The sequence below is a fragment of the Pseudomonas aestiva genome, assembly GCF_039908605.1.
Classification (GTDB): Bacteria; Pseudomonadota; Gammaproteobacteria; order Pseudomonadales; family Pseudomonadaceae; genus Chryseomonas; species Chryseomonas aestiva.
In genome coordinates this window covers 2,761,751-2,785,948 of sequence record NZ_CP150916.1, presented here as the reverse complement: position 1 = coordinate 2,785,948, position 24,198 = coordinate 2,761,751, and the positions used below count along the sequence as shown (strand labels likewise).

Genomic DNA, 24,198 nt, shown 5'->3' with positions numbered 1-24,198 from the left:
TTCCTTCGGCGAATTGTCGAGATTCGATCAAGAGAGCGGACGTGGGCGACAAACTCATACTCATCGTCGAAGACGACGCCGACAGCGCCAGCGTGCTGGAGGCCTATCTGCTGCGCGACGGCTTCACGGTGATGCTCGCCGAGGACGGCCGCCAGGGGCTGGACCTGTTCCAGCGCGAGCGACCCGATCTGGTCCTGCTCGACATGATGCTGCCGCGCCTCGGTGGCACCGAGGTGCTGGCGCAGATTCGCCGCGCCGGGGATACCCCGGTGATCATGGTGACCGCCATCGGTGACGAGCCGGAAAAGCTCGGCGCCCTGCGCTATGGCGCCGACGACTATGTCGTCAAGCCCTACAACCCCAAGGAGGTGGTGGCGCGGGTGCACGCGGTGCTGCGTCGCTGTCATCAGGCGCCGCGCGATGACCGCTGGCTGCGCCATGGCGCCCTGACGGTGGATCTGGAGCGTTTCAGCGCCACGGTCGAGGCACGCCTCCTGGAGCTGACGCCTACCGAGTTCGGCCTGCTCGCCACCCTGATGCGCACCCCGCACAAGGCCTTTACCCGCGAGGAATTGCTGGAGCGCTGCCTGCCGGAGAGCGAGGCGCTGGCGCGGGTGGTGGACACCCACCTGCACAACCTCAGGCGCAAGCTGGAGGCGGCCGGCATTCCCGGCGTGCCGGTGACGGTACGCGCCATCGGCTATCGCTTTTCATGAAGCGCCAGGCCCCGCTGGGACGCTGGGTCGGCTGGCGCATGAGCCTGCTGGCACTGGGCGCGGTACTGCTGATCGCCGCCGGCATGTACCTCTGGTTTCTCTTCGGCGACTGGTGGGTGCTGCGCCAGGTGCCCCAGGCGGCGCGGGCGGAGATCCTCCAGCTGCGCGCCGATCCGCAGGAAAACGAGGCAAGGCTCTGGGCGCTGTTCAGCCACTACTATCCGGTGCGCTATTTCCTGCCCGGTATCGCCAGCCGCGACTGGTGGGTGCTGGCGGGCCTGGTGCTGGCAGCCGTGCCGTTGATCCTGCTGGCCGGCTTTCGGCTGTCACGCCCGCTGTCGAGCCAGTTCTCCGCCATCGCCGCGGCGGCGCGGCGAGTGGCGTCGGGCGATCTGGACACCCGGCTGGAGGTGGCCGAGACGGCCTCCGCGGAGTTGCGCCGCCTGGCGCTGGACTTCAACAGCCTCACCGCGCGGTTGCAGCAATACGAACGCGACGTACGGGATTCCAGCGCCATCCTCGCCCATGAGCTGCGCACCCCGCTCAACGCCGCCTCGGTGCGGGTGCAGGGCATCCTCGACGAGGTCTTTCCCGCGGATGCCCGCCAGTTGCAGATGGTCAAGCGCCAGCTCGACCTGCTCAACACCCTGGTCGGCGATCTGCATACCCTGTCGCTGGCCGAGGCCGGGCAACTGGCGCTGGACCAGCGGCCCTTCGCCCTGGCGGCGCTGGTGGAAGAGCGACTGGCCTGGTTCGCGCCCCAGCTGCAGGCCGAGGCGATACGACTCCACCTGGAACTGGATCCCCGCCAACGGCTGTACGCCGACCGCGATCGCATCGGCCAGTTGCTCAACATCCTGCTGGAAAATTTCCTGCGCTATGGCGCCAGCGGCGGCGAACTGGAGATCGTCCAGCGGGCCCTGGCCGAAGGCCTGGTGCTGGAATTCCGCGATCGCGGCCCGGGCATCGCCGAAGCCGACCGTGAGCGGGTCTTCCACCGCTTCTGGCGCACCGACAGCTCCCGGGCGCGTCACCTGGGCGGCAGCGGCCTGGGCCTGTCCATCGCCCGCGCCATCTGCGCGGCGCATCAGGGCCGCATCGTCGCCCTGGTGCGCGAGGGTGGCGGCACGGTCATGCGGATCGAGTTGCCGGGACGGCTGTCCTAGCGCGGCAGGCGTCTTGGAACGACTGCCCCTGTCAGAGCGACAGGGGCAGCGGGCCTCAGGCGGAGGCGTCGTCCGCAGGGGCGGCGACGGCCTCGGCCGCTGCAGGCGCCTCAGCTTCGACCGGCGTGGCGGTGTCCGCCTTGGCCTTGGCCTGCTCACGGCGGGCCTGGGCGCGCTGGCGGCGTGCCTGCTGCTTGGCATAGACCGCCTGGGAAGCGGTCACGGTGCCAGCCGGCTGGCCATCCAGATCCACGCGCGGGGCGTTTTCGGTCATGGCCGCCCAGTAGCGGGTGCCACGGCACCAGGTGGCGATCGACTGCTTGAGCTGGTCACCGGTGATGCCCAGGCGCTCCAGGTGCTGCTCGGCGTCCTTCAGGATGCCTTCCTTGAGCGGCACCTTGGGGGCCGGATTGACCGGGAAGGCCAGCGGGAAGTGCTTCTGCAGACGACGGATGCCTTCGACCACCGGATCCTGCTCGCGGGGCTTCTGCTCGCGGGGCTTGGCTTTCGGTGAAGGTCTCCGCGCCGGCCGCTCGTTGCTCTCGGTCTTTACCTGCGCTTTTTCGGCCCGCAGGCGGTCGCGTAGTTCAGCTAGTTGCTCAAAGCCCATCGTTCAGCTCACCGCTCCAATAGAATTCACGTGCAAGGGTAACCCATGCCGGGCTTGGACCGCGCCGATTGCAGATTGGCACGCCCAAGGCTGGCGGCCCGTCATTCTAAAGGCTGGTTTGCCGCTCGTGCATCCTCGGAAGCGTCATTCCCGGCGGATGGTGTGCCCTGCTGGGCGTTTTCTCGGCCCTTTACGAACGCCGCCGAGCGCAGGTGAGGCGAGTTGAAACGACCTTGGGGAGTAACGGCCCAGGGCGACTCGAAGGCTGAGCGCGCCCGAACCGGAAGGTCGAGGAAGGGCCGTGCAGGTGCGGTGAACGAGGCTTCCGACCGGGCTGGCGCTCCAGGCCTTGCAACAAAGCATCGCCGATGATGCAGGCACTTCTCGTCCTGGATCTAGCCGCCTCCGGTCAGGCGCGACACCCACTGCGCCAGTCGCAGCTTGAACGGCGAATAGGGCGGCAACAGCAGACGAACGGCCAGCAGCGGACCGGCGGCGAGCACGCTGCGCTCGTGGGAAAAGGTGCGAAAGCCCGCCTGGCCATGGGCGCTGCCGCTGCCGGAGTGATTGACGCCGCCAAAGGGCAGATGCAGCTGGGTGTACTGCTGCATGCACAGATTGAGGCCGACGCTGCCGGAGCTGGTACGGGCGACGACCCGTCGCTGCACCGCGCGATCACGACTCCAGAGATAGAGCGCCAAGGGCTTGGGACCGGCGTCGATGCGCTGCAGCACCTCCTCCAGGTCGTCGTAGGCGATCACCGGCAGGAGCGGACCGAACAGCTCCTGGCTGTCCAGGGGGCTGTCGACGGCCGAGCAATCCAGCAGCGTCGGGGCGAGATAGCACCCGGCCGCATCGTGCGCGCCGCCGTGGATCAGCTGGGCGCCGGCGGCCTGGGCCTGTTCCAGCAGCCCGATCAGCTGGCTGGCGTGGCGCGGGTGGATGAGCCGGGCGTAGTCCGGGCTGGCGGCGGCATCGGTGCCGTAGCGCTGCACCAGCAGGGCACGACAGCGTTCCTTGAAGGCTGGCAGCAGGCGGCGGGCGACGAAGACATGATCGGGCGCGACGCAGGACTGGCCGGCATTGAGGAATTTGCCCCAGAGCAGCAACTCGGCGGCGGCGTCCAGGTCGGCGCTGGCGTCGATGATCGCCGGCGACTTGCCACCCAGTTCCAGGGTCACCGAGGCCAGGTGCCGGGCAGCGGCCAGCATCACCAGGCGGCCCACGGCCGTGGAGCCGGTAAAGAAGAAGTGATCGAAGGGCAGTGCCAGCAGCGCCTGGGCGGTGGTGACGTCGCCTTCGCAAAAGGCCACGGTGTCGGGGGTGAAGGCCTCGGTCAGCAGCTCGCGCAGCACCGCATTGACCGCCGGGGTGAATTCCGAGGGCTTGAGCATCACGCTGTTGCCCGCCGCCAGCGCCGATACCAGCGGGCCGAGCAGGGTGGAGACCGGGTAGTTCCAGGGGCCGATGATCAGGCAGCGACCGCGTGGCTGGCTGTGGATGTGCGCCGGGCAGCCGAGGGAGGTCAGGGTCGGTCGCACCCGCCGCGGCTTCATCCAGCGGCGCAGATGGCGGCGCGCGTGCTGGATCTCTTCCAGCACCGGCATGATCTCCGACAGTTCCACCTCCACCTCGGGCTTGCCGAAGTCCTGGCGAAAGGCCGCATAGAGCGCCCCCCGCCGCGCCACCAGGGCGCCATGCAGGCGCTGCAGCAGGGTCAGGCGCTCGGCGGCGCTGGAATCGCGCAGGGCCAGGGCGCGCGGTCCCTGGGCGGCGAACAGCCGCTGCAGGGTCTCGGGGTCGACCGGGGCGGAGGCAGAAGCGGAATCGGGGAGGGGCGCATTCATGGCAGCAGTCCGCAAGGGGGCAGGAAGGGGCGACACGGCGACGACGGCAGTATTCAGCCTGGGCGTTGCCAGCGCCAGCGGGGTACCGGCCGGGAGCCGGGGGCACTGAGGGCGAGCAGGGCCGCCAACCCCAGCGCCAGCAGGGCGAGCAGGGCGCTGGTCAGGGCGGCGGGCCGGACCGCGGCGCCCTGCAGCCAGAGGGACGCCAGCGCCGGGCCGGCGGCGCAGCCGAGCAGCTGCAGCGAAGGCACCAGGGTGGCGACGCGGCCACTGGCGTCCAGCCGCAGGGCCAGGCTGATCTGGAAGGGGGTGAGGGTCTGCCAGAGAAAGGTGAAGGCCAGGCACAGCAGCGCAAAGGTCAGGTGCGCCCCTGGTGCCAGGCCATAGATCAGCGCAGCCAGGCTGCCCAGCAACAGGGTCGCCAGGGTCAGGGTGGTGGCGGCCGGCAGCCAGGCCACCAGCGCCGCGCCGGCCAGACCACCGAGCAACTGCGCGGCGAAGCTGGCGGCGATCAGGGTCTGGGCCTGGCTGGCGTCCAGCCCGAGGGCTTCACCATAGGGCTCCAGATAGGCCCAGAGCGCACCGATCGCCGCCAGCTGGCAGCCGACGAAGGCCAGCAGCAGGGCCTGGGGCAGCCGCCAGCGATGGCGGACGGGCACGCTGCCAGCAATCTCCAGCGCCGCCAGCCGGCGGGGCAAGGCGGCGGTCAGCGGCAGGGCCAGGGTGGTGACGCCGGCCAGCAGCCGGAAGCCGCCGGGGCTGCCCAGGCGCGGCAGGATCCACAGCGCCAGCAGGGCGGCCAGCAGGCCCTGGCAAAAAGTCTGCAGCGCCATGAACAGACCGGAAAGGCGCTCGGCGGCGGGTTGGCGCACGATCAGCGCGACCGCCGCCCAGAGCAGCAGGCCTTCGCCGAGGCCGGCGAGGGCGCGCAGGCCGAGTAGAAGCAGATCACCGCTGGCCTGGGCGCTGGCCAGGTCGGCGGCGACCGCCAGCAGCATCGCCGGTACCAGGACCCTCGGCAGTCCCAGACGGGGACCCAGGGCCTCGCCAGCGATGACCCCCAGGCCCAGGGCGACGACCTCGCCCATGGCCACCAGACCCAGGCCATCGAGGCTGGCGCGGCCGCTGGTGAACAGCTCGCCGAGCAGCAGCGGCTGCAGGCCGAGGATGAGCAGGGCCAGGGACCCCAGCAGCAGCGCGGCGCAGACCTGGCGGGGCGGAGAGGGCGAGGTGACGGTCATGGGCTCTACCTTCGATGAGTGGCTAGTAACCGAGGCTTTCCGCCGGCAGCCGGCCCTGGCGGAAGGCCTCGGCGGCAGCGCACTGGTCGCGCTGGAGCCGGCGGGTGGCGATCAGCACCACCCACCAGGGCAGGCGGGTGAGCGCCGCGCCGGTGGCCTGGGCCAGGGTGTAGGCCTTGGCGCATTTCTCGAACAGCTCGGCATTGAGGGCGGCGCGGCTGGCGGTGGTCCCCAGGCACAGCGGCTGGCCGCCGAGCAGCTGGATGTTGCCCTGGTCGGCCAGGGCTTCCGCCAGGGCGTTGCTCCTGGTCACCGCGGGCGCCATCCGGCCCAGGTGCCGGGCCTGCTCGTCGAACAGCTGTGGCAACTGGCCGCCGAAGTCCGCTACATGCTGCCCATAGCGCCCGGCCCCCTGGATGATGGCGCCGACATCCGGTCGCGAGCGGTAGATGAGTGCGTGATCGAGGGCGCCGCCGCTGCTGCGGGTCAGCTCGATCTCGTAGGGGGCGGCATCGCCCAGGGTGCCGCACCAGAGGCTGCCCGCCCCCGGTATGCGTACCGACAGGGCCAGGGCCGAGCGTTCGCCCTGGCGGGCCAGACGTTGCTGCAGATCCAGCCATTGCTGGCGCAGTTCGGCTTTCATGGGCGGCCTCATACCAGTTGGAAGACCCGGTCGAAACGCTCCAGGGCGTCGTCGATCACGGCGTCGGTGTCGGCCAGGCTGGTGTAGATGCGGCTGCCGGCCAGGGTGATGAGGCCATGGGCGGTGTAGGCCGCGCCCATCTCTTCCATCATGTGCTTGCGCGCCTTGGCTTCGTTGCGCACCCGCAGCAGCTTGAGCGGGTTGCCGGTGTCGAGCAGCAGCACGCCGGAGGTCTGCAGATGGACGATGGAGCCCAGGTTGTAGGCGACATAGGGCAGGTTGCGGCGCTGGATGATCTCGTCCAGCCCTTGGCGCAGCCGATCGCCGGCACGACCGGCCTGGCCGGCGGCGTCGAGGCGCTGGATCTCCTTGAGGGCGTAGTAGCCGGCCACGCAGCACAGCGGATTGGCCGACAGGGTGCCGCCGACGAAGGCGCGCTTCGACGAGGTGCCGATGCCGCCCACCAGCAGCTGCATGACCTCGGCCTTGCCACCCAGGGCCCCGGCCATGGGATAGCCGCCGGTAAGGCATTTGCCGAGCACGGTGAGATCCGGCAGCACCTTGAAGTAGCCCTGGGCACCGCCCATGCCGGCGCGAAAGCCGGTCACCACCTCGTCGAAGATCAGCAGGGCGCCGAATTCGTCGCAGAGCTTGCGCACCTCGCGATTGAACTGCGGATGCACCGGGCGGGTGCCGCTCTCCGGGCCGAAGGGTTCCACCAGCACCGCCGCGGTGCCGCCGCGCAGGCGATTGAGTTGCAACCGCCGGCGCAGGGCGTCGAGGTCGTTGGGCGGGCTTTCCTGGGTGTGGGCGGTGGCGCCCCGGGGAATGCCGAGGGCCTCCATGCGCCTGGTGCCGGGCAGGCGCATGCCGTACACCAGCTGATCGCTCCAGCCGTGATAGGCCCCGCCGGTCTTGATGATCCAGCCGCGCCCGGTATAGGCCCGTGCCAGGCGCACCGCGGCCATGGCCGCCTCGGTGCCCGAGCCCAGCAGCCGCACCTGGTCGATGCCGGGCACGCTCTGGCAGACCAGTTCGGCGAGCTTGACCTCGTATTCGTGCAGCAGGCCGGTGACCGGGCCGCACTCGGCGAGGATGCGCTGGACCTGCTCGCGCACGCCCGGATGATTGGAGCCGAGCAGGGTGGGGCCGCCGGCCTGGAGAAAGTCGATGTAGCGGTTGCCGTCGACGTCGGTGAGGTGGGCGCCTTCCGCCCGGGAGATGGCCAGCGGGAAGGGATGGTTGAACGCCAGGTTGTGCTGGATGCCCCCGGGAATGAAGCGCTTGGCTTCTTCCGCCAGTCGCCGCGAGCCCTGGCAGCGCTCGTCGAAATAGCCCATGACCTTGGCCAGGGCATCGCGGCGCAACGGGCGCATGGGTTGTTTGACCAGGGCGTCGAAACGGCGATAGAGCGTCTCGGTATCCGGCCAGGCGGAAATCGCCGGCGGCGTGGGCACCAGGGGCGGCGGGGTGGTCAGGGGCTGGTTCATGGCGGACCTCAGGACGGGAGGGAGGCGGTGAGGGTGGTCAGCAGGCGCTGACGCGCCAGGCTGTCGGCGGCGGAGACGCCGGGGCGGTTGGCGATACGGTCGACCAGGTAGTGCTCGCAGAAGGCTTCCAGCTGCTCCAGCACCGCCAGGGTCTGGCGCGCGCTGGCGCCGTAGCAGAGCACCCCGTGGTTGCGCAGCAGATAGGCCGGGCTCTCGGCGCTCAGGGCGCGATCCAGGCGCTTGGCCAGCCAGCCGGTGCCGGAGGGGGCATAGCCCACCAGCGGCAGGCGGCGGCCCAGTTCGGGCCAGCGCTCGGGGTCGTCGACGCTCAGGGCCTCGCCCAGCAGGGTGCAGGCACTGGCCAGCGGCTGGTGGGTATGCAGGCTGCAGCCCGCGGCCGGAAAGCGCCGCAGCACCCGGGCGTGCAACCCGGTTTCCACCGAGGGCGCGCGATCGCCTTCGAGCTGGTGCAGGTCGGCCAGGCGCAGGATGCAGACGTCTTCCGCGCCCATCTGGTAGTAGTCGAGGGCGGAGGGGGTCACCGCGATGCGCTCGGCGTCCAGGCGCAGCGCCAGGTTGCCGCCGGTGGCGGCAAAGAAGCCGCGGCGCACCAGGTGCAGGCAGAGATCGACCACCTGTTCGCGCGCTTCGAGGGTATCGCTCATGGTCGGGCTCCCTGGTTGGGGTTGAGGCGGCGGTAGAGCGGCGCCAGGCGCCGGCGGACTTCGAGAAAGGTGGCGTAGCTGTCGTCGTAGCGCGCCCGCGCCTGGGGGCAGGGCTGGTAGAGGCGCGGCGGTCGCTGCAGCGCCGGCACATCGCTGAAGGTCAGGGCGCCGATGCCGGCGGCGGCGATATAGGCCGAGCCCCGGGCATTGGCCTGGATGGGCGCATCGGGCTGGGCGATCACGTGGCCGGTGACGTCGGCCATGATCTGGCACCAGAGATTGGACTGGGCGCCGCCGCCCACCGCGGTGATCCGCTCCGGTCGGCGGCCGAGGAAGCGACCGAAGGGTTCCAGCATCCAGCGGGTGTTGAGCGCCACCCCTTCGAGAAAGGCGCGGATGATGTCTTCGCGGGTGTGCTCCAGCGACAGGTTGATCAGCGCCGCGCGCAGGCTGGGATCGTCCACCGGGCTGCGCTCGCCATACAGCCAGGGGGTGTAGAGCAGCCCGCGGGCGCCGGCCGGCACCCGGGCGGCGATGCGGTCGAGCAGGGCATAGAGATCCGGGTGCTGTTCGTCGCTGAGGAGTTCGTCCGGGTGGTAGAGCACCTTGTCGCGCAGGAAGGACAGGTTGGCACCCGCCGCGGTCTGCAGCGCCATGGCCAGGTAGCGGCCCTTGACCGCGCTGGGCACGGCGGCCATGTGGCGCAGGACATCGGACTTCTTGAAGGGCACATGGGCGCCCAGCCAGGAGGAGGTGCCCAGGTAGAGGTGCGGCGCGAAGTCTTCCACCGCGGAGCCCACCGCCACCGCCGAGGTGTCCACCGAGCCGGCCACTACCGGGGTGCTGCGCGGCAGGCCGAGCTGGTCGGCCACCGCGCCGGTCAGGGTGCCGATCACCTCCGCGGAATCCACCAGGTCGGGCAGCTTGTCGCGGTCGAAGCCCAGGGTGCGGATCAGCCCGGCGTCGTACTTCACCTGGCGCGAATCGCGGTTGTCGGTGATCCAGGCGGTGCAGATGGAATCGGCGGTGGCGCAGCAGCGCCCGGTGAGGCGCAGATTCATGAAATCGAGGACATTGAGAAACTTCACCGTGCGCGCATAGCGCTCCGGCTGATGGTCCTGCAGGTAGGCGATATGGCCCGCCGAATCCTTGCCCGACAGCGAGGGCGCGCCACCGGTGAGGCGGATCCAGCGCCACAGCTTGAACGGCGAGTAGCCGGCCACCTTCAGCCGGCCGCCGCCGACCCGCCGCGCCACGGATTCGGCGCCGCGCATGTCCAGCCAGAGCAGCGCCCGGCCCAGGGCCTGGCCGTTGGCGTCCACGCACACCGTGCCCTCGGTCTGGGTCGAGCAGCACACCGCCACCACCCGCCGCCGCCGCGCTGGATCCGCCGCCAGCAATTCGCCGGCCCCGCGCAGGAAGGCCTGCCACCAGTCTTCCGGCTCCTGTTCGGCGCTGTGGCCTTCGACGTACAGGCTGACCCCATGGAAGGTCCAGGCGACCACCTCGCCGCCGAGGGTGACCAGGGCGCTCTTGCAGCCGGAGGTGCCGAGGTCCACCACCAGCACCAGGCCGTCGAGGGCGGTGGCCTGGGCCGGTGCGGGCGGCGTGGCGAAGACGTGAGGTTTCATGGGCGCCGGCTCAGAAGGGACGGGCCACGGACAGCACCCAGCGGGCCTCGTCCGTCGCGCGCTGATGGTCGCCGTCTTCGGCGATATAGAGTTCGCGCGCCCGGGTATGGGGGCTCAGGTAGTCCAGGCCGAAGTCGAAGCCCCAGTGGCGATGCACCAGGCCCACGCCGTAGTCGCTGAAGTTGGCCTCGGAAAAGTTGCGGATCTGCTGGTAGCCGGCGTGCAGCTTGAGGCTGGTGCGCGGGGTCAGCTCGTAGCGATAGTCCAGGTCGTAGAGCAGGCTGCCGCGGGAGTTGTGCTCGCCCTTGGCATAGCACTCCAGGCCCTTGGTCGGGTCGGGATTGAATTGCAGCTGGGCGCCGCAGACCCCGGCGGTGTTGGCGCCGCGGTAGTTTTCCGAGAGCACGTTGAGGATGCGCCCCTGCAGGGCCCCGTAGCCGATCTCCAGCACGGCGAACTGGCTGTTGTAGTTGGTGCTACGCAAGCCATCGGGGGCGCCGGTCTCCGGATCGATGCGGCTGGGCGCCTTGAAGTGGGCGCCGGGAAAGAATTCCCCGGCCAGCCCGACGCCGAAGTGCCAGGCCTCCGGATCGCCGAAGCGGTAGCCGCCGGCCAGCAGCACGTTGGCGCCATCGCCGTCGATGAACTGCTTCTTGCTCACGGTGCCGATTTCCGCCAGGCCGATCAGGCCGCTTTCGTGGGCGAATTCCACGGTGACCTTCGCCCCCGGCCGATTGAGCGAGTCGGAGATGCCGCGGTTACGCACGTCCGAGAGCAGACGCGGGGTGATGGTCAGGGCATAGCTGGCCAGGTCGTCGTCGGCCTGGACCGCGCTGCCGAGAACGCTCAGGCACAGCAGGGCCGCCGCCTGGGTGCGGTGAAGAATCCGGTTCATGGGGTCGCTCCTTGCGGTGGCTTAGCTGCAGTGCGGAGTGGCGGGAAGGGCGCTCAGCGGGGTGAGCTGTTCGGTCTTGCCGAGCACCTCGGTGCCGACATAGGCGCGGATGTTGAGGTCGTCGCCCTTGAGGCGGACGTAGCCCTTGTACTTCTTGCCATCGCGCGGATCGAACACCCAGCCGTCGCGCCAGGTGCCGCCGTCGTCGCGACTCATCTGGAATATGCGGGTGCCGCAGGTGTCATGGGCATTGCCGGCGTCCTTGTCCCAGACGATGGTGCCGCACAGGGCACCGGCGTTGTCGGCGCAGGGCATGACCTTGACCGCGGCGCCCTGGTCGGCGGTCAGCCAGAGACCCTGGACCGGTGCGGTGTCGGCGGCCAGCACGGGGGCGAGGGGGAGCGCCAATAAGGCGGCGGCGAGCGCGAGGGGTGTTTTCATGGAGGAGACTCCTGCTGATTGTTGTGGTTGTGGCTGCAGGCAGTAAGGCAACGCTGTTGCTGATATGATAGTTATCGCTACACGATAGTTATAACTATCATTTTACTGCCCATCAAGGGTTTTTTCGTTCAGCCGAGAGCTTTTTCATGGTCGCCAAAGAGTCCGCTCCATCCTCCCGCGCCACGCCCAAGGCCCGCCCCAGCCAGCAGCGGGCAGCGGAAACCTACGAACGCATCCTGGCGGCGGCGGCGGAGGTGCTCTGTCAGGTCGGCATCGAGCGGCTGTCGACCAATCTGGTCTGCGATTGCGCGGGGCTGACCCCGCCGGCGCTCTACCGCTACTTTCCCAACAAGTACGCCCTGCTGGAGGAGCTGGGTCGGCGCCTGCTGGAAAAGCAGAATGCGCAGATAGATGGGCGGATCAATGCCGAGCTGCTGGCCGGTCCTTTGGAGCGGGTGGAAGACGTCCTGACCGGGCTTTTGCTGGATACCTATCGGGTCACCGCCGAGACCGCCGGGGGCATGTGGATCCTCAAGGCGCTGCGCGCGGTGCCCTCGCTGGAGCACGTGCGCCTGGATTCGCACCGCCGGGTGGCGGCGCAGCAGACCACGTTGCTGGTGCTGCTGCTGCCTGGCGTGCCGCCGGCCACCGTCGCCCAGGTCGCGCGGATCGTGGTCGAGCTGATCCACTCCACCGTGGAGCTGCTGTTCGATGAGGAGCTGCCGACGGAAAGCACCTGCCGCACCGTCGCGGCCATGCTCAGCGGTCATCTGGGGCGCCTGCGCGACGGCTGAATCTTTCGCCCGCCGGGGCGAGCATCAGGCGGGGGACTCAGGTCAGAATCGGCAGGTGTTCCACCACTGCCGAGGCCCGTCATGCCTGATCTGGATATCGCCACCTTCATCGCTGCCTGGCCCACCCTGGGTCTGGAACCCGCTCAGCCCTGGACCCATACCGGCGCCTGCGAGCATCGGGTCAGGCTGCTGCTGGCGCGGCTCGGTCCCGGCTATCGCCGCCAGGGCGACAGCGCCATCCACGAAACGGCGGTGGTGGAGCCCGGTGCCGTACTCAAGGGACCGGTCATCATCGGCCCCGGCAGCCTGGTGGCGGCAGGCGCCTATCTGCGCGGCGGTGTCCATCTGGGCGCTCACTGCGTGGTGGGCCCGGCCTGCGAGCTGAAGAGCAGCTTGCTGCTGGACGGTAGCAAGCTCGCCCACTTCAACTTCGTCGGGGATTCGCTGATCGGCAGCGGGGTGAATCTGGAGGCGGGGGCCATCGTCGCCAACTACCGCAACGAAAGTGAGGGCGCGCTCATCCGCATCCGCCACGGCGACCAGGTGATAGACACCGGGGTGGTCAAGTTCGGCGCCCTGATCGGCGACGGCTGCCGGCTGGGCGCCAATGCGGTCATCGCGCCGGGCGCCCTGCTGCCGCCAGGCACCCGGGTCGCGCGGCTGGAACTGATCGACCAGGGGGTGCCGGACGCCGCCACGGGCGCGGCGCCCTCTCAGCCGGCTAGATAGGTGTCGGTGGCTTCCAGCGTCGCATAGGCGAAGGCCAGGGCCGCCATCAGGGCGGCATGCACCTGGGCGGCCGGCACCCTGACGCCCCCGAATTCCAGATCCAGGGTGGCGCAGGCGTCGTGGATCACGGTCACGGCGTACCCCAGGTCGGCTGCGGCGCGCACGCCGGCATCGATGCACATATGGCTCATGGCCCCCACCACCACCAGTGACTCGATACCGCGCTGGTCCAGCAGTTGTTTCAGGTTGGTTTCGCGAAAGGCGTTGGGATAGTGCTTTACCACCACCGGCTCGCCGGCCTGGGGCACAACGGCGGCCTGGATTTCGATGCCGTCGCTGCCGGGCACGAAGATTGGCGCCTCGGCGCTGAGCGACTGATGCTGCACATGGATCACCGGAATGCCCTGGTCGCGGGCGTGGGCGATGATCCGCGCGGCCTTGGCGACCGCGGCCTCGATGCCACTGAGGGGCAGTTTGCCGCTGGGAAGGTATTCGTTCTGCAGATCGATGACGACGACGGCGTGCTTGCTCATGTCCAGCCCCTCGGAAGATGCTTCAGGTTTGGGTCCGGCCATGATTGGCCAGCCGCGCCTCCGGGCGAAGAGGCGTGACCGACAACTTCAGGGGCGCCAGCGACACATGCACGATCAACCGCCGATCGAACTCGGTCTGCTGCTCTATCCCGGTGTGCAATGGGCGACGGTGCACGGCCTCACCGATCTGTTCGAGATCGCCGGGCGCTTCACGGGAACGGCGGAGGATGCCGAGCGGCCCCGCTTGCGCGTCAGCCACTGGCGGCTGGAGGAGGGCGCAGCAGCGCCCAGCCGGGTCTACGACTCGCTGCCCGCAGCGAGCGGCTCACCCAGCGTGCTGATCCTGCCACCCAGCCTGGCTGAGCCGATCACAGCGGAGGCCGCTGCGCCCTATCGCGAGTGGCTACGTCGCCAGCATGACGGCGGCGTGCGTCTGGCCTCGATCTGCGCAGGCGCCTTTCTGCTGGCGGAAACCGGCTTGCTCGACGGTCGCACCGCCACCACTCACTGGCTCCATGTCGAGCGCTTCAATGCGCGTTTTCCTGCCGTCAACCTGGACGCCGACCAGCTCCTCATCGATGGCGAGGATCTCGTCACCGCGGGCGGCCTCATGGCCTGGACCGACCTCGGCCTGCGCCTGGTCGATCGCTACCTGGGCGCCAAGCGGATGCTCGACACCGCGCGCATCCTGGTCATCGACCCGCCGGGTCGACAGCAGCGCTACTACAGCGCCTTTTCCCCGCGCCTGAGCCACGGCGACAGCGCCATCCTCGCCGTGCAGGAGTGGCTGCAGGAAAGCGGCGCCCAGGACATCGCTCTGGACACCCTGGCCCGCCGCGCCGGCCTGGAACCGCGCACCTTTCTGCGCCGCTTTCGCCAGGCCACCGGCATGACCGCCACCGCTTACGGCCAGCAACTGCGCGTCGGTCGTGCCCGGGAACTGCTGCAGGCCAGCCGCCTGCCCCTCGAACGGGTCGCCTGGGAAGTGGGCTACAGCGATCCGGGTGCCTTCCGCAAGGTCTTCACCCGCGTGGTGGGGCTGAGCCCGGGGGATTATCGGCGGCGGTTCGGGGGTGTGGCGAGCGGACGGTAGACTGGCCGCGTTGCGGTAAGGCATCGTCATCTGGGGGTGGAGTCGGCGCCTGGCAAGGGCAAGGTCTTCCGCGATGTGGGCGGCCATCCGTGCCATGTTACCGGCACCTGCGCCGATATCTCCGGGCGAAAACTGGCGGAGAAGGCGCTGTCCGAACTCAACCAGACCCTCGAGACGCGGGTCGTCGCCAAGGTGGCCGAGCGCTCGCGGGTGGAAGACACCCTGCACCAGGCGCAAAAGATGGAGGCGGGAAGACCGTTCCGGCGCTCTGGCGAAGAACCGCACAGGGGAACGTTACCCGTCCTTGGTCAAAGGCGCTTACCGAAGAAGGCTTCACCCTACCTTTTCATAGACGGCAACGCTCCAGTAGCTACTACCGCTATTACTTGTTTCGGCCCAGCCGCCACGCTGCAGCTGCCTGGCGATCAGGCGGTTCATGAAGCCGTGTTCTAGCAGCAATACGCTTCCCGAGGTGCGCCCGGCCAGCGCGACGAGCTGATCCGCCGCCTGGTGCGCCCGCTCCTTTGCCTGGGCATAGGACTCCTGCTCCTTCGCCAGCCCGCAAAGCCAGAGCAGACGAAAGACGAACGCCCAGGAGAAGGGCGACAGGCGCAGAATCGGAACGCTCACTACGGGCAGCACTGCCTCGCAGAAGACCGAATCCATGATGGTTGGTGCTATGTCCAGCGCGGCAAGAGAGGTCAGGGCGCGTGGGGCAGTGCTGGTGGCTGTCAGCCCGATATCGCTGACTGCGGCTATTGCCTCCAAAGTGGGGGCATCCGTGCCTATTTCGGACCGATCATAGTCCGAGATCCAGCGCGCCATGGCAGAGGAAGCCATGGCGGGACCGCTCTTCAGCGCCGGCTTGCCATGGCGCATCAGTATGATTTTCATCGAGCTTGGCCATTTAACGAAGATGATACGGTTGGAGTCATGGATAAGTCGCTGGAATCGTGCTTCGGCCAGCGTACCCATTCTTCTGGCGATAAGTTTCTATAATTTTGCTGACGTGGTTCTAAATTATCGCAAAGGACGGCTGCAAGCTTAAGATCTTAAGAAAAAAGCGTCGAAGTTTGGATAAATACCTCAGCATCAATGGCTTATAAATCGTTGATAGTGCGTTCGTAGTATTTTTGTTGTTTGCTTTTCGTGATATACACGCGCTCGTTTATTTAGTCTTATTTGTTGTTTGGCGTTCTGGAGTATTTATTTTGCTAGGGGTATTGATGAGGCTGGTAGTGGGGTTGTCGTGTTTGGGAGGACTCCTGTTGAATTCGGCTGTAGCAGCCACCTGCGTCGAGCATCCGCCAATACAACTGCAGATCGCGGGCGACAGCGCCCTGGACAGCCAGGCCCAACTGGTCTGGAAGCGTTGTCTGCTGGGAACGACCTGGAACGCACGGACCAAGGGTTGCGAGGGTGTGGCAAAGGGGTACTCCCAGAAGGAGGCCCAGCGCGCCGCTCAGGCTGTTCCCGGCGAGTGGCGTCTGCCCACGGAGCCTGAGCTGGAAACCCTGTTGGTGGATAGCTGCGCAGGCCTGAAACTCGATCGACGCGTCTTTCCCAATGTCGCAGCGGCGGATTTCGGCGAAGGCGCGAAGATCTGGACGACTTCGGAAGCCTTGCCGGGAATGTTCTACTTCCTCAATTTCAGCGTTGGCGGTCTGGACATGCACTCCGCTGGCTTCGGTCTTGGCGTCTTGCTGGTCAAAAATGCCAAAGGCAATAGACAGTAAGGGCTGACCACGGGCGCAGCGGGCTGGATGCCAAGGATCACGCTGATCGCGCCTACACCACCGGCTCGGCGATCCGCTCCAGCAGTTCGGGCCCATCGTTTTTCACGCTGCCCACGGCCTTGCCGACCGGATACCAGTCGAAGGCCTCCACCGCCGTTCCTTCGATCTCACCAATCTCGGCGGCGCGCTCCATGGACAGGTCGGGGTCCAGCCATTCGCGGGCCACGGCCGGCGGCAGGACCAGCGGGCGGCGGTCATGGATATCGACCATGCCGGCGTTGGAGGCGGCGGTGACTATGACGAAGCCACCATCCTCCTGAGGTGCCTGGTCAGTTGGCCGGAAGTGGCCGATGGCTGCGAAGAACAGCGGCTCGCCGGTTTTCAGCCGGATGAAGTAGGGCTGCTTGAGCTTGGGATCTGTAGGGTCCTTTTTCCACTCGTACCAGCCATCCGCGACCACCAGAGCACGGCCGTTCTTCCAGAGGCCGCGAAACATCCGGCTGGTGGCCGCCGTTTCGACGCGCGCGTTGATCACCGGCGGACGCTTGGCCTGGCGCGCCCAGGTGGGCTGGTAGCCCCAGAGCACCGGGTCCAGGTGCAGGCCGTCCTGCTGCTGGTGGAGCAGCTGGACGCGGGTGCCCGGCGCCACGTTGTAGCGACCCAGGGCGCGGGGTTCCAGGCCGGTGCGGACATCCGCAGGCGCGGCGCCCAGGGCGTCCAGGTAATCGAGGGCATAACGGTACTGGGCAAAGCGGCCACACATGGGATGCTCCTGTGCGCGGGAGACGCAGGTTGAAATGCCCCCGCATCCCTACCTAGGACCACGCCTCACGCCCGAAGTACCTGGCGCTCAGGCCTTGGGCGCCGCCGTCTCGCGTCGGGCCAGCTCCCGGTCATGCAGCACCATCCCCACGACCATCGCCGCGACGAAGCCATAGACCTTGGCGATACCCAGCCCCAGGCCTGCCAGCGCGGGCCCGGGGCATAGCCCGGCCAGCCCCCAGCCCAGGCCGAAGAGCGCGGCGCCCAGCAGCAGGCGGCGGTCGACGGGTACGGTGGGCGGCAGGTGAAAAGCCCTGTCGAGCAGGGGGCGCGTCAGCCGGCGCTGGAGCTGGACCGCGGGCAGCGCCACCAGCAGGGCGCCGCCCAGGACGAACAGCAGGCTAGGGTCCCAGCGTCCGCTGGCGAGGTCGAGAAAACCTAGTACGCGGGCGGGATCGAGCATCCCCGAGAGGGCCAGGCCGCTGCCGAAGACCAGGCCGGCCAGCAGCGCTACAACCAGCCGCCACGATTTCATCGCAGCAGCCCCAGGAGGGTGGCCGTGGCCAGGCCACAGGCCAGGAAGACGGCGGTGGCGGCCAGCGAGCGGCGTGAACCGCGGGCCACGCCGAGGATGCCATGGCCCGAGGTGCAGCCCGAGCCCAGCCGCGTCCCGAAGCCGACCAGCAGCCCGGCCAGTAGCAGTTGGGGCCAGGTCGCGTCCACGGTCAGGGAAGGACGCGCGTGCAAGCCGCTCACCAGCAACGGCCCCAGCACCAGACCCAGCACGAAGACCAGGCCGGTGCCGGCTTGTTGCGCCCCGAGCAGCCGACCAAAGATCCCGCTGATGCCGGCGATCCGGCCGTTGACCAGCAACAGCAAACTGGCGGCCAGGCCCAGCAGCAGACCGCCACCCAGGGCGGGCATATAGGAGTCGAGGATCATGGCGTCTGGCTCTCGGGCTGGCAGAAGATCTGGTAGAGCGCCTGCAACAGCTGGGCGGCCTTGTCTTCGGTGAGCCGGTAGAAGATCTGCTTGGCCTCGCGGCGGGTGGCGACCAGACCAGCCTCGCGCAGCACGCCGAGTTGCTGGGAAAGGGTGGGCTGGTGGATGTCCAGGCGGGCCTCCAGTTCGCCGACTGCGTATTCACCTTCGGCGAGGGCGCAGGCCAGCAGCAGCCGGACCGGATGCGCCAGGGTCTTGAGCAGGGCGGCCACTTCCTGGGCTCGCGCCTGCATGTCTTGAGGGGAGAGGATGCCGCCGGGGAGGGGCCGGGTGGGAGGAGTCATCTTGAACGCGCCTAGGTCAGGTCAATATACATTTTTATATAACGTATAATGTTCGTTGGCAAGCGTGCACTGTCGAGCCACCCAGCGCCAGGGTGATACCCGCCAGCCGATCAGCGCCCTGGCGAAGTCCCGATAGCTGTGCAGCGGTCGCCCCAGCAGCCGGACCAGCCGTTCGCGGTCGCCGGGCTCGGGCAACATGCCGTCGCTGACATAGCGCTCGGCCATGAGCCTCATCTCGTAGGCCATCCAGGCCGGCATGAAGGTCGCCATGTTCTGTTCGAAGCCGCGCGGATCGTCACCGGCGTAGTGGACGGGGCGGCCCAGCAGTTCGCTCCAGATCGCCGCGGCGCCTGCGCCTGTGAGGCTGTCCGGGCCGACCAGGTTGATCGTTTCGCTGGGCAGCTTGTCGATCGCCTGATCGCGGCGGATGAGTTCGAGCGCTGCGACCTCGGCGATATCCCGGGCGTCGACCATGGCCACGCCCTTGCTGCCGATGGGCATGGGATAGATCCCATGCTGCAGGATGATGTCCTTGATCATGACCTCGTTGTCGATGAAGTAGGTGGGCCGCAGGACGGTGGCACTGAAACCCATGGCGTCCAGCATCCGCTCGCCGCCGAATTTCACCGCGAAGTGCGGTACGTTGACCGCGCTGTCGGCGCCGAAGACCGAGAGGTAGACGACCCGCTCGACGCCGCTTTCCCGGGCGATGTTGAGGGTGATGAGCGCCTGGGTGAATTCGTCGCCGGTCACGGCGTTGAGCAGGAAAAGGGTGGACACGCCAGCGAAGGCGCGGCGCAGGGCGGCGAGATCGAGCAGGTCGCCCTGCATGACTTCGACGGTGGCAGGAAAATCGGCGCTGGCCGGAGTGCGGGTCAGCACCCGCACCTTGGCATCGCGCTGCACGAGCTGTTGCACGAGGTGGCGGCCTACGCGGCCGGTGGCGCCAGTGACGAGGATGGTCATGTCGGTAACTCCAGGTGGGTGAGGGGTAGAGCCACCTTAAGTCGTCCCATATCGAACCAATAGCCGCTAGGATAGGGACATACCGTTCCACAATCGAGACAGTGCCTTGGACTTCAGTCTGCTCCTCGACTTCCAGCTCATCGCCACCCACGGCGGCATCGGCAAGGCCAGTCGCGCCAGTGGTCGACCCAAGGCCAGCCTGTCGCGGCGACTGGCCGAACTGGAAGTCGCCCTGGGCGTCAGGCTGATCGAGCGGGGTGGACGCAGTCTCGTCCTGACGCCTGCCGGTGCCGACCTGGCGGCCCGGACCCTGGGGCCGCTGCGCGAGTTGCAGGAGGCGCTGGCGGCCGTGCAGGAGGGGGTGGCGGTGCCACGCGGGCGGTTGCGCATCGCGGCGCCACTGCTGTTTTCCCAGGTGGCGCTGGGCCGGCTGAGTGCGGATTTCCGCCGGCAGTACCCGGAGATCCTGATCGAGGCGGTGGCCGAGGATCGCCTGGTCGATCTGGTGGAGGAACACTTCGACCTGGCCATTCGTATCAATCCCGCGCCCGACAGCGCCCTGGTGGGTCGCTGCTTCGCCCGGGACCGCCGGGTGCTGGTCGGCGCCCCGGGCCTCGAAGGCCCTCTGACGGCTGGTGCCGAGCCTGCGCCTCTGCCTGCGGTGGTCATGCCCGGCCAGCGCGAGGGCGAGGTCTGGACGCTGACGGAGGGCGGGGAGCGCTTCCTGCCCCAGCCGGTCTTGCAGCTGACTTCGCTGCTGACCATCCGCGAGGCGGTACTGGCCGGTGCAGGTGCAGCGCTATTGCCGCTCTCGCTGGTGCAACGTCAGCTGGACGAAGGCGCGCTCAGGCGCTGGGGCACCCTCGCCGGTGAGACCGAACTCTGGGTGCTGCACACCTCGCGACGACTGCAGAGCCCCAAGGTGAAGGCCTTTGTCGACTTCCTCTGCGCACGGTATCCAGACGGCATCTTTCTGCTGGACTAACGACTGACGAGGCCTGCCCCGGGGTCCACGAGACGACGGCCTGCATATCGCCCGCGCCCCTTTGTCCGGATAATGGCGGCCAATCTGTCTCCAAACCGGAATGCTGTGCATGGAAATCAAGGTCAATTTTCTCGACAACCTGAGGCTCGAGGCCAAGTTCGACGACTTCTCGGTGATCGCCGATCAGCCCATCCGCTACAAGGGTGACGGCTCGGCCCCGGGTCCCTTCGACTATTTCCTGGCGTCCTCGGCGCTCTGCGCGGCCTATTTCGTCAAGCTCTACTGCCAGACCCGCGACATTCCCACCGACAACATCCGCCTGGCGCAGAGCAACATCGTCGACCCGGAGAATCGCTACAAACAGACCTTCAAGATTCAGGTCGAGCTGCCCGCGGATCTCTCCGACAAGGATCGCCAGGGCATCCTCAGGTCCATCGACCGCTGCACGGTGAAGAAGGCGGTGCAGGCCGGCCCCGACTTTATCATCGAGGCGGTGGAGAGTCTGGACGCCGATGCCCAGGCCCTGCTGCTGCCCAGCGATACCGGTAGCCAAACCTACATCCCCGGCAAGGACCGGCCGCTGGAAGAGACCATCGCCAAGCTCTCCGGCATCCTCGCTGACCTGGGCATGAAGGTGGAGATCGCCTCCTGGCGCAACATCGTGCCCAACGTCTGGTCGCTGCACCTGCGCGATGTGCAGTCCGCGCTGTGCTTCACCAACGGCAAGGGCGCGACCAAGGAAGCGGCCCTGGCCTCGGCGCTGGGCGAATTCATCGAGCGCCTCAACTGCAATTTCTTCTACAACGACCAGTACTGGGGCGAGGCCATCGGCAACGCGGCCTTCGTCCACCACCCCGACGAGCGCTGGTTCCAGCCCGGGCCCAAGGACGCGCTGCCCCGGGAGATCCTCGACCGCCATTGCCGCAAGCTCTACGACCCGGAAGGCGAATTGCGCGCCTCGCACCTGCACGACACCAACTCCGGCAACGTGGCGCGCGGCATCTGCGCGCTGCCCTTCGTGCGCCAGTCCGATGGCGAGGTGGTGTACTTCCCTTCGAACCTGATCGAGAACCTCTACCTCAGCAACGGCATGAGCGCGGGTAACACCCTGGCCGAAGCCCAGGTGCAGTGCCTGTCGGAAATCTTCGAGCGGGCGGTGAAGCGCGAGATCCTCGAAGGCGAACTGGCGCTGCCCGACGTGCCCGAGGCGGTGCTGGCGCGCTATCCCGCCATCGTCGAGGGTATTCGCGGCCTGGAAGCCCAGGGCTTTCCGGTGCTGGTCAAGGATGCCTCCCTGGGTGGCGAATTCCCGGTGATGTGCGTGACCCTGATGAATCCGCGCACCGGCGGGGTGTTCGCCTCCTTCGGCGCCCATCCGCGCCTGGAAATTGCCCTGGAGCGCAGTCTCACCGAGCTGCTGCAGGGCCGCAGCTTCGAGGGCCTCAACGACCTGCCGCAGCCGACCTTCGAGAGCCAGGCGCTGATGGAGCCGAACAACTTCGTCGAGCACTTCATCGACTCCAGTGGCCTGGTCTCCTGGCGCTTCTTCAGCGCCAGGGCCGACCATGACTTCGTCGACTGGGATTTCTCCAGCGAGGACGAAGACGCCACCGCCCAGGAGGCCGCCACCCTGTTCGGCATCCTCGCCGAACGGGATCTGGAAGCCTACATGGCGGTGTACGAGGAGTTGGGCGCGCCGGCCTGCCGCATCCTGGTGCCCGGCTATTCGGAGATCTATCCGGTCGAGGACCTGATCTGGGACAACACCAACAAGGCGCTGGCGGTGCGCGAGGACATCCTCACCCTGCACCAGCTGGACGATGCGGCCCTGGAGTCCCTGCTCGAACGCCTGGACGATACCCAGGTGGACGACTACACCCGCATCGCCACCCTGATCGGCGTGGAATTCGACGAGAACACCGTCTGGGGCCAGCTGACCGTGCTGGAGCTCAAGCTGCTCATTCACCTGGCGCTGCAGCAATTCGAAGAGGCCAAGGAAGAGGTCGAGACCTTCCTGCAGTTCAACGACAACACCCTGGAGCGCGGCCTGTTCTACCAGGCGCTCAATGCGGTGCTGGAAGTCGAAATGGACGACGAACTGGAACTGGCCGACTTCGAGGTCAACTTCCGCCGGATGTTCGGCGAGGAGCGCCTGGACGCCGCCCTGGGTTCGGTCTCGGGCAAGGTGCGCTTCCCTGGCCTGACGCCCACCAGCCTCAGGCTGGAAGGCCTCGACAAGCACCTGCGGCTGATCGACAGCTATCGCAAGCTGCACGCGGCGCGGGCCAGGGCGGCCGGTATCGCGCTCTGAGGGGGCGCCCCGCCCGGAGCCGGGCGGGGCCGTTCCGGCGGTCAGCAGACCGCGATATGGGAATCCGCGCGCGGTTCGGTGCCGCCGCAGAGCACGCCGGTCTGCGAATCGCGGACGATGATCTGGCCGCGACCGAAGTCGGTGGAGTCGTGGGCGATCTCGATCTGGTGACCGCGCCGCGCCAGGCCGCTGGCCAGGGCGCGGGAAGCCGCCTGTTCGATGCCGACCTTCATCTCCCCCAGCCACTGCCAGCGCGGGGCGTCCAGCGCCGCCTGGGGATTCAGGCCGAAGTCCACCAGGTTCATCACCATCTGCACGTGGCCCTGGGGCTGCATGTAGCCACCCATGACGCCAAAGGGACCGATGGGCACGTCACCCTTGCTCAGGAAGCCCGGGATGATGGTGTGGAAGGTCTGCTTGCCCGGCGCCAGGGCGTTGGAGTGGCCGGCATCCAGGCTGAATTCCGAACCGCGATTCTGCAGGCCGATGCCGCTGTCGGGCAGCACCACGCCGGAGCCGAAGCCGTGGTAGGCGCTCTGGATGAAGGACACCATGTTGCCCTCGCCATCGGCGGTGGCGATGTAGACGGTGCCGCTGGCCTGGGGATCGCCATGCAGCGGCGGCTGGGCCTGGTCGGTGATCTCGGCGCGGCGGCGGTCGGCGTAGGCGTCGTCCAGCAGGACGCTGGCGGCGACTCTCATGTGCTCGGGATCGGTGATGTAGTGCAGGCCGTCGGCATAGGCCTTCTTCATGGCTTCCAGCTGGCGGTGCCAGGTGAGCTGGCTGTCGCGCTGGTCGAAGTCGTAGCCCTTGAGGATGTTAAGGGTCATGAGGGCGATCAGGCCCTGGCCACTCGGCGGAATCTCCCACACCTGATAGCCGCGGTAGTCGACCTTGATCGGCTCCACCCAGCGCGGCTGGTAGCCAGCCAGGTCCGCTGCGCTCAGCTGGCCGCCGCTGGCCGCGGCATGGTCCGCCAGGCGCTTGGCGATGGCGCCCCGGTAGAAGCTCTCGCAGCGGGTCTGCGCCAGTTCCTCCAGCGTGCGGGCCTGGGCCGGATTGCGGTATAGCTGGCCGGCGACCGGCGCCTGGCCGTCGATAAGGAAGGTGTCGAACCAGGCCGCCAGCTCGGGGGACTGGTCCCGGCTGGCCTGGTACTCGGCCTGGGCGATGCGCCACTGGTGGGCGACCACCGGCGACACCGGGAAGCCGTCGCGGGCCAGGGCGATCGCGGGTTCGAACAGGGTGGAGAAGGGCAGCTTGCCGAAGCGCCGCGACAACTCGGCCCAGGCCGCGGGGCAGCCCGGCACCGTGACCGGCAGCCAGCCGTGCACAGGCATGCGCTCGTGGCCGGCGGCCTTGACCGTGGCGATGTCGAGGCTGGCCGGGGCATGGCCGCTGGCGTCCAGGCCGTGCAGCTGGTCCTTGACCCAGACCAGGGCGAAGGCATCGCCGCCGATAGCATTGCCGGTAGGTTCCACCACGGTCAGGGCCGCGGCGGTCGCGATGGCCGCATCGATGGCGTTGCCACCCTGGCGCAGCATGGTGATGCCGGCTTCGGCGGCCAGCGGCTGGGAGGTGGCGACCATGCCATTGCGCGCGAAGACGCTCTGGCGTTGCGAGGCGTAGGGGTAGTCGTGAGCAGAGAAATTCAGCAT

25 protein-coding genes are annotated in these 24,198 nt (G+C 68.0%); 8 read left to right on the top strand and 17 right to left on the bottom strand.

Annotation, left to right across the window (positions count from 1 at the left end; genetic code table 11):
* The first annotated feature begins 41 nt into the window (after window positions 1-41).
* The gene (locus AABM56_RS13010; RefSeq protein WP_133860836.1) at window positions 42-716 is read left to right on the top strand and encodes a response regulator; all 675 of its coding nucleotides are present in this window, start codon (window positions 42-44) and stop codon (window positions 714-716) included.
* Window positions 713-1,882 (top strand): ATP-binding protein, encoded by a 1,170-nt coding sequence (locus AABM56_RS13005; RefSeq protein ID WP_347883335.1) that lies wholly within the window; start codon window positions 713-715, stop codon window positions 1,880-1,882. The genes AABM56_RS13010 and AABM56_RS13005 overlap by 4 nt, the downstream gene beginning before the upstream one ends.
* 55 nt (window positions 1,883-1,937) lie before the next feature.
* On the opposite strand, the gene AABM56_RS13000 is transcribed toward AABM56_RS13005, so the two are convergent.
* The 9 genes from AABM56_RS13000 to AABM56_RS12960 form a co-directional block, all read right to left on the bottom strand.
* Window positions 1,938-2,492: a ProQ/FinO family protein gene (locus AABM56_RS13000; protein WP_133860834.1), complete on the bottom strand. Its 555-nt coding sequence runs from the start codon at window positions 2,490-2,492 to the stop codon at window positions 1,938-1,940.
* A gap of 395 nt (window positions 2,493-2,887) precedes the next feature.
* Window positions 2,888-4,339, bottom strand: coding sequence for an aldehyde dehydrogenase family protein (locus AABM56_RS12995; RefSeq protein WP_347883334.1), 1,452 nt, complete (start codon window positions 4,337-4,339; stop codon window positions 2,888-2,890).
* Window positions 4,340-4,392: 53 nt separating this feature from the next.
* A complete protein-coding gene (locus tag AABM56_RS12990; RefSeq protein WP_347883333.1) occupies window positions 4,393-5,580 on the bottom strand; it encodes a hypothetical protein in 1,188 nt (395 codons plus the stop codon).
* Between the two features lie 22 nt (window positions 5,581-5,602).
* Window positions 5,603-6,223: a hypothetical protein gene (locus AABM56_RS12985; protein WP_133860831.1), complete on the bottom strand. Its 621-nt coding sequence runs from the start codon at window positions 6,221-6,223 to the stop codon at window positions 5,603-5,605.
* A gap of 8 nt (window positions 6,224-6,231) precedes the next feature.
* The gene (locus AABM56_RS12980; RefSeq protein ID WP_347883332.1) at window positions 6,232-7,713 is read right to left on the bottom strand and encodes an aminotransferase class III-fold pyridoxal phosphate-dependent enzyme; all 1,482 of its coding nucleotides are present in this window, start codon (window positions 7,711-7,713) and stop codon (window positions 6,232-6,234) included.
* Window positions 7,714-7,721: 8 nt separating this feature from the next.
* Window positions 7,722-8,378: a class II aldolase/adducin family protein gene (locus AABM56_RS12975; protein ID WP_133860829.1), complete on the bottom strand. Its 657-nt coding sequence runs from the start codon at window positions 8,376-8,378 to the stop codon at window positions 7,722-7,724.
* The gene (locus AABM56_RS12970) at window positions 8,375-10,009 is read right to left on the bottom strand and encodes an FGGY-family carbohydrate kinase (RefSeq protein WP_133860828.1); all 1,635 of its coding nucleotides are present in this window, start codon (window positions 10,007-10,009) and stop codon (window positions 8,375-8,377) included. Before AABM56_RS12970 ends, AABM56_RS12975 begins: the two co-directional genes overlap by 4 nt.
* Before the next feature lie 10 nt (window positions 10,010-10,019).
* The gene (locus AABM56_RS12965) at window positions 10,020-10,904 is read right to left on the bottom strand and encodes a TorF family putative porin (RefSeq protein ID WP_133860827.1); all 885 of its coding nucleotides are present in this window, start codon (window positions 10,902-10,904) and stop codon (window positions 10,020-10,022) included.
* A 21-nt stretch (window positions 10,905-10,925) separates the two neighbouring features.
* Window positions 10,926-11,345, bottom strand: coding sequence for a DUF2147 domain-containing protein (locus AABM56_RS12960; RefSeq protein ID WP_133860826.1), 420 nt, complete (start codon window positions 11,343-11,345; stop codon window positions 10,926-10,928).
* Between the two features lie 146 nt (window positions 11,346-11,491).
* Between AABM56_RS12960 and AABM56_RS12955 the strand changes: the two genes are divergently transcribed.
* The gene (locus AABM56_RS12955; RefSeq protein WP_347883331.1) at window positions 11,492-12,139 is read left to right on the top strand and encodes a helix-turn-helix domain-containing protein; all 648 of its coding nucleotides are present in this window, start codon (window positions 11,492-11,494) and stop codon (window positions 12,137-12,139) included.
* Window positions 12,140-12,220: 81 nt separating this feature from the next.
* Window positions 12,221-12,868, top strand: coding sequence for a transferase (locus AABM56_RS12950; RefSeq protein WP_133860824.1), 648 nt, complete (start codon window positions 12,221-12,223; stop codon window positions 12,866-12,868).
* Here the strand turns inward: AABM56_RS12950 and AABM56_RS12945 are convergent.
* On the bottom strand, window positions 12,853-13,401 hold the full coding sequence (locus AABM56_RS12945) for a cysteine hydrolase family protein (RefSeq protein ID WP_133860823.1): 549 nt from the start codon (window positions 13,399-13,401) through the stop codon (window positions 12,853-12,855). The two genes, AABM56_RS12950 and AABM56_RS12945, sit on opposite strands and share 16 nt — an antisense overlap.
* 106 nt (window positions 13,402-13,507) lie before the next feature.
* On the opposite strand from AABM56_RS12945, the gene AABM56_RS12940 reads away from it, so the two are divergent.
* Complete coding sequence (locus tag AABM56_RS12940; protein ID WP_133860822.1) at window positions 13,508-14,494, top strand: GlxA family transcriptional regulator; 987 nt, start codon at window positions 13,508-13,510, stop codon at window positions 14,492-14,494.
* A gap of 333 nt (window positions 14,495-14,827) precedes the next feature.
* Here AABM56_RS12940 and AABM56_RS12935 read toward each other — a convergent pair whose 3' ends face one another.
* A complete protein-coding gene (locus AABM56_RS12935; RefSeq protein ID WP_347883330.1) occupies window positions 14,828-15,388 on the bottom strand; it encodes a hypothetical protein in 561 nt (186 codons plus the stop codon).
* Window positions 15,389-15,762: 374 nt separating this feature from the next.
* On the opposite strand from AABM56_RS12935, the gene AABM56_RS12930 reads away from it, so the two are divergent.
* Window positions 15,763-16,230 (top strand): DUF1566 domain-containing protein, encoded by a 468-nt coding sequence (locus AABM56_RS12930; RefSeq protein WP_166655891.1) that lies wholly within the window; start codon window positions 15,763-15,765, stop codon window positions 16,228-16,230.
* A 52-nt stretch (window positions 16,231-16,282) separates the two neighbouring features.
* Here the strand turns inward: AABM56_RS12930 and AABM56_RS12925 are convergent, their stop codons facing one another.
* The 5 genes from AABM56_RS12925 to AABM56_RS12905 form a co-directional block, all read right to left on the bottom strand.
* Window positions 16,283-16,993 carry an SOS response-associated peptidase family protein gene (locus AABM56_RS12925; RefSeq protein WP_347883329.1) on the bottom strand — a complete coding sequence of 237 codons (711 nt, stop codon included), beginning with the start codon at window positions 16,991-16,993 and terminating at the stop codon, window positions 16,283-16,285.
* An 87-nt stretch (window positions 16,994-17,080) separates the two neighbouring features.
* Window positions 17,081-17,527 (bottom strand): YeeE/YedE family protein, encoded by a 447-nt coding sequence (locus AABM56_RS12920; RefSeq protein ID WP_263259408.1) that lies wholly within the window; start codon window positions 17,525-17,527, stop codon window positions 17,081-17,083.
* Entirely contained in the window at window positions 17,524-17,934 is a 411-nt protein-coding gene (locus tag AABM56_RS12915) for a YeeE/YedE family protein (protein WP_133860818.1), read from the bottom strand. Before AABM56_RS12915 ends, AABM56_RS12920 begins: the two co-directional genes overlap by 4 nt.
* Window positions 17,931-18,227: a sulfite-sensing transcriptional repressor BigR gene (gene bigR / locus AABM56_RS12910; RefSeq protein ID WP_218568710.1), complete on the bottom strand. Its 297-nt coding sequence runs from the start codon at window positions 18,225-18,227 to the stop codon at window positions 17,931-17,933. Before bigR ends, AABM56_RS12915 begins: the two co-directional genes overlap by 4 nt.
* Window positions 18,228-18,299: 72 nt before the next feature.
* A complete protein-coding gene (locus AABM56_RS12905) occupies window positions 18,300-19,244 on the bottom strand; it encodes an NmrA family NAD(P)-binding protein (RefSeq protein WP_347883328.1) in 945 nt (314 codons plus the stop codon).
* A 106-nt stretch (window positions 19,245-19,350) separates the two neighbouring features.
* On the opposite strand from AABM56_RS12905, the gene AABM56_RS12900 reads away from it, so the two are divergent.
* Together AABM56_RS12900 and AABM56_RS12895 are read left to right on the top strand one after the other, a co-directional pair.
* Entirely contained in the window at window positions 19,351-20,229 is an 879-nt protein-coding gene (locus AABM56_RS12900; protein WP_347883327.1) for a LysR substrate-binding domain-containing protein, read from the top strand.
* A 109-nt stretch (window positions 20,230-20,338) separates the two neighbouring features.
* A complete protein-coding gene (locus AABM56_RS12895; protein ID WP_347883326.1) occupies window positions 20,339-22,540 on the top strand; it encodes an OsmC domain/YcaO domain-containing protein in 2,202 nt (733 codons plus the stop codon).
* Between the two features lie 41 nt (window positions 22,541-22,581).
* Here the strand turns inward: AABM56_RS12895 and AABM56_RS12890 are convergent, their stop codons facing one another.
* Window positions 22,582-24,198 (bottom strand): gamma-glutamyltransferase family protein, encoded by a 1,617-nt coding sequence (locus AABM56_RS12890; RefSeq protein ID WP_347883325.1) that lies wholly within the window; start codon window positions 24,196-24,198, stop codon window positions 22,582-22,584.

Bases quoted from the DNA above. Each gene is read 5' to 3' on its own strand.
- AABM56_RS12960 (WP_133860826.1), bottom strand. From the start codon at position 11,345: ATGAAAACACCCCTCGCGCTCGCCGCCGCCTTATTGGCGCTCCCCCTC.
- AABM56_RS13000 (WP_133860834.1), bottom strand. From the start codon at position 2,492: ATGGGCTTTGAGCAACTAGCTGAACTACGCGACCGCCTGCGGGCCGAA.
- AABM56_RS12955 (WP_347883331.1), top strand. From the start codon at position 11,492: ATGGTCGCCAAAGAGTCCGCTCCATCCTCCCGCGCCACGCCCAAGGCC.
- AABM56_RS13005 (WP_347883335.1), top strand. From the start codon at position 713: ATGAAGCGCCAGGCCCCGCTGGGACGCTGGGTCGGCTGGCGCATGAGC.
- AABM56_RS12965 (WP_133860827.1), bottom strand. From the start codon at position 10,904: ATGAACCGGATTCTTCACCGCACCCAGGCGGCGGCCCTGCTGTGCCTG.
- AABM56_RS12995 (WP_347883334.1), bottom strand. From the start codon at position 4,339: ATGAATGCGCCCCTCCCCGATTCCGCTTCTGCCTCCGCCCCGGTCGAC.
- bigR (WP_218568710.1), bottom strand. From the start codon at position 18,227: ATGCAGGCGCGAGCCCAGGAAGTGGCCGCCCTGCTCAAGACCCTGGCG.
- AABM56_RS12950 (WP_133860824.1), top strand. From the start codon at position 12,221: ATGCCTGATCTGGATATCGCCACCTTCATCGCTGCCTGGCCCACCCTG.
- AABM56_RS12970 (WP_133860828.1), bottom strand. From the start codon at position 10,009: ATGAAACCTCACGTCTTCGCCACGCCGCCCGCACCGGCCCAGGCCACC.
- AABM56_RS12990 (WP_347883333.1), bottom strand. From the start codon at position 5,580: ATGACCGTCACCTCGCCCTCTCCGCCCCGCCAGGTCTGCGCCGCGCTG.
- AABM56_RS12940 (WP_133860822.1), top strand. From the start codon at position 13,508: ATGCACGATCAACCGCCGATCGAACTCGGTCTGCTGCTCTATCCCGGT.
- AABM56_RS12925 (WP_347883329.1), bottom strand. From the start codon at position 16,993: ATGTGTGGCCGCTTTGCCCAGTACCGTTATGCCCTCGATTACCTGGAC.
- AABM56_RS12980 (WP_347883332.1), bottom strand. From the start codon at position 7,713: ATGAACCAGCCCCTGACCACCCCGCCGCCCCTGGTGCCCACGCCGCCG.
- AABM56_RS12985 (WP_133860831.1), bottom strand. From the start codon at position 6,223: ATGAAAGCCGAACTGCGCCAGCAATGGCTGGATCTGCAGCAACGTCTG.
- AABM56_RS12975 (WP_133860829.1), bottom strand. From the start codon at position 8,378: ATGAGCGATACCCTCGAAGCGCGCGAACAGGTGGTCGATCTCTGCCTG.
- AABM56_RS12905 (WP_347883328.1), bottom strand. From the start codon at position 19,244: ATGACCATCCTCGTCACTGGCGCCACCGGCCGCGTAGGCCGCCACCTC.
- AABM56_RS12920 (WP_263259408.1), bottom strand. From the start codon at position 17,527: ATGAAATCGTGGCGGCTGGTTGTAGCGCTGCTGGCCGGCCTGGTCTTC.
- AABM56_RS12915 (WP_133860818.1), bottom strand. From the start codon at position 17,934: ATGATCCTCGACTCCTATATGCCCGCCCTGGGTGGCGGTCTGCTGCTG.
- AABM56_RS12945 (WP_133860823.1), bottom strand. From the start codon at position 13,401: ATGAGCAAGCACGCCGTCGTCGTCATCGATCTGCAGAACGAATACCTT.
- AABM56_RS12890 (WP_347883325.1), bottom strand. From the start codon at position 24,198: ATGCTGAATTTCTCTGCTCACGACTACCCCTACGCCTCGCAACGCCAG.
- AABM56_RS12895 (WP_347883326.1), top strand. From the start codon at position 20,339: ATGGAAATCAAGGTCAATTTTCTCGACAACCTGAGGCTCGAGGCCAAG.
- AABM56_RS12935 (WP_347883330.1), bottom strand. From the start codon at position 15,388: ATGAAAATCATACTGATGCGCCATGGCAAGCCGGCGCTGAAGAGCGGT.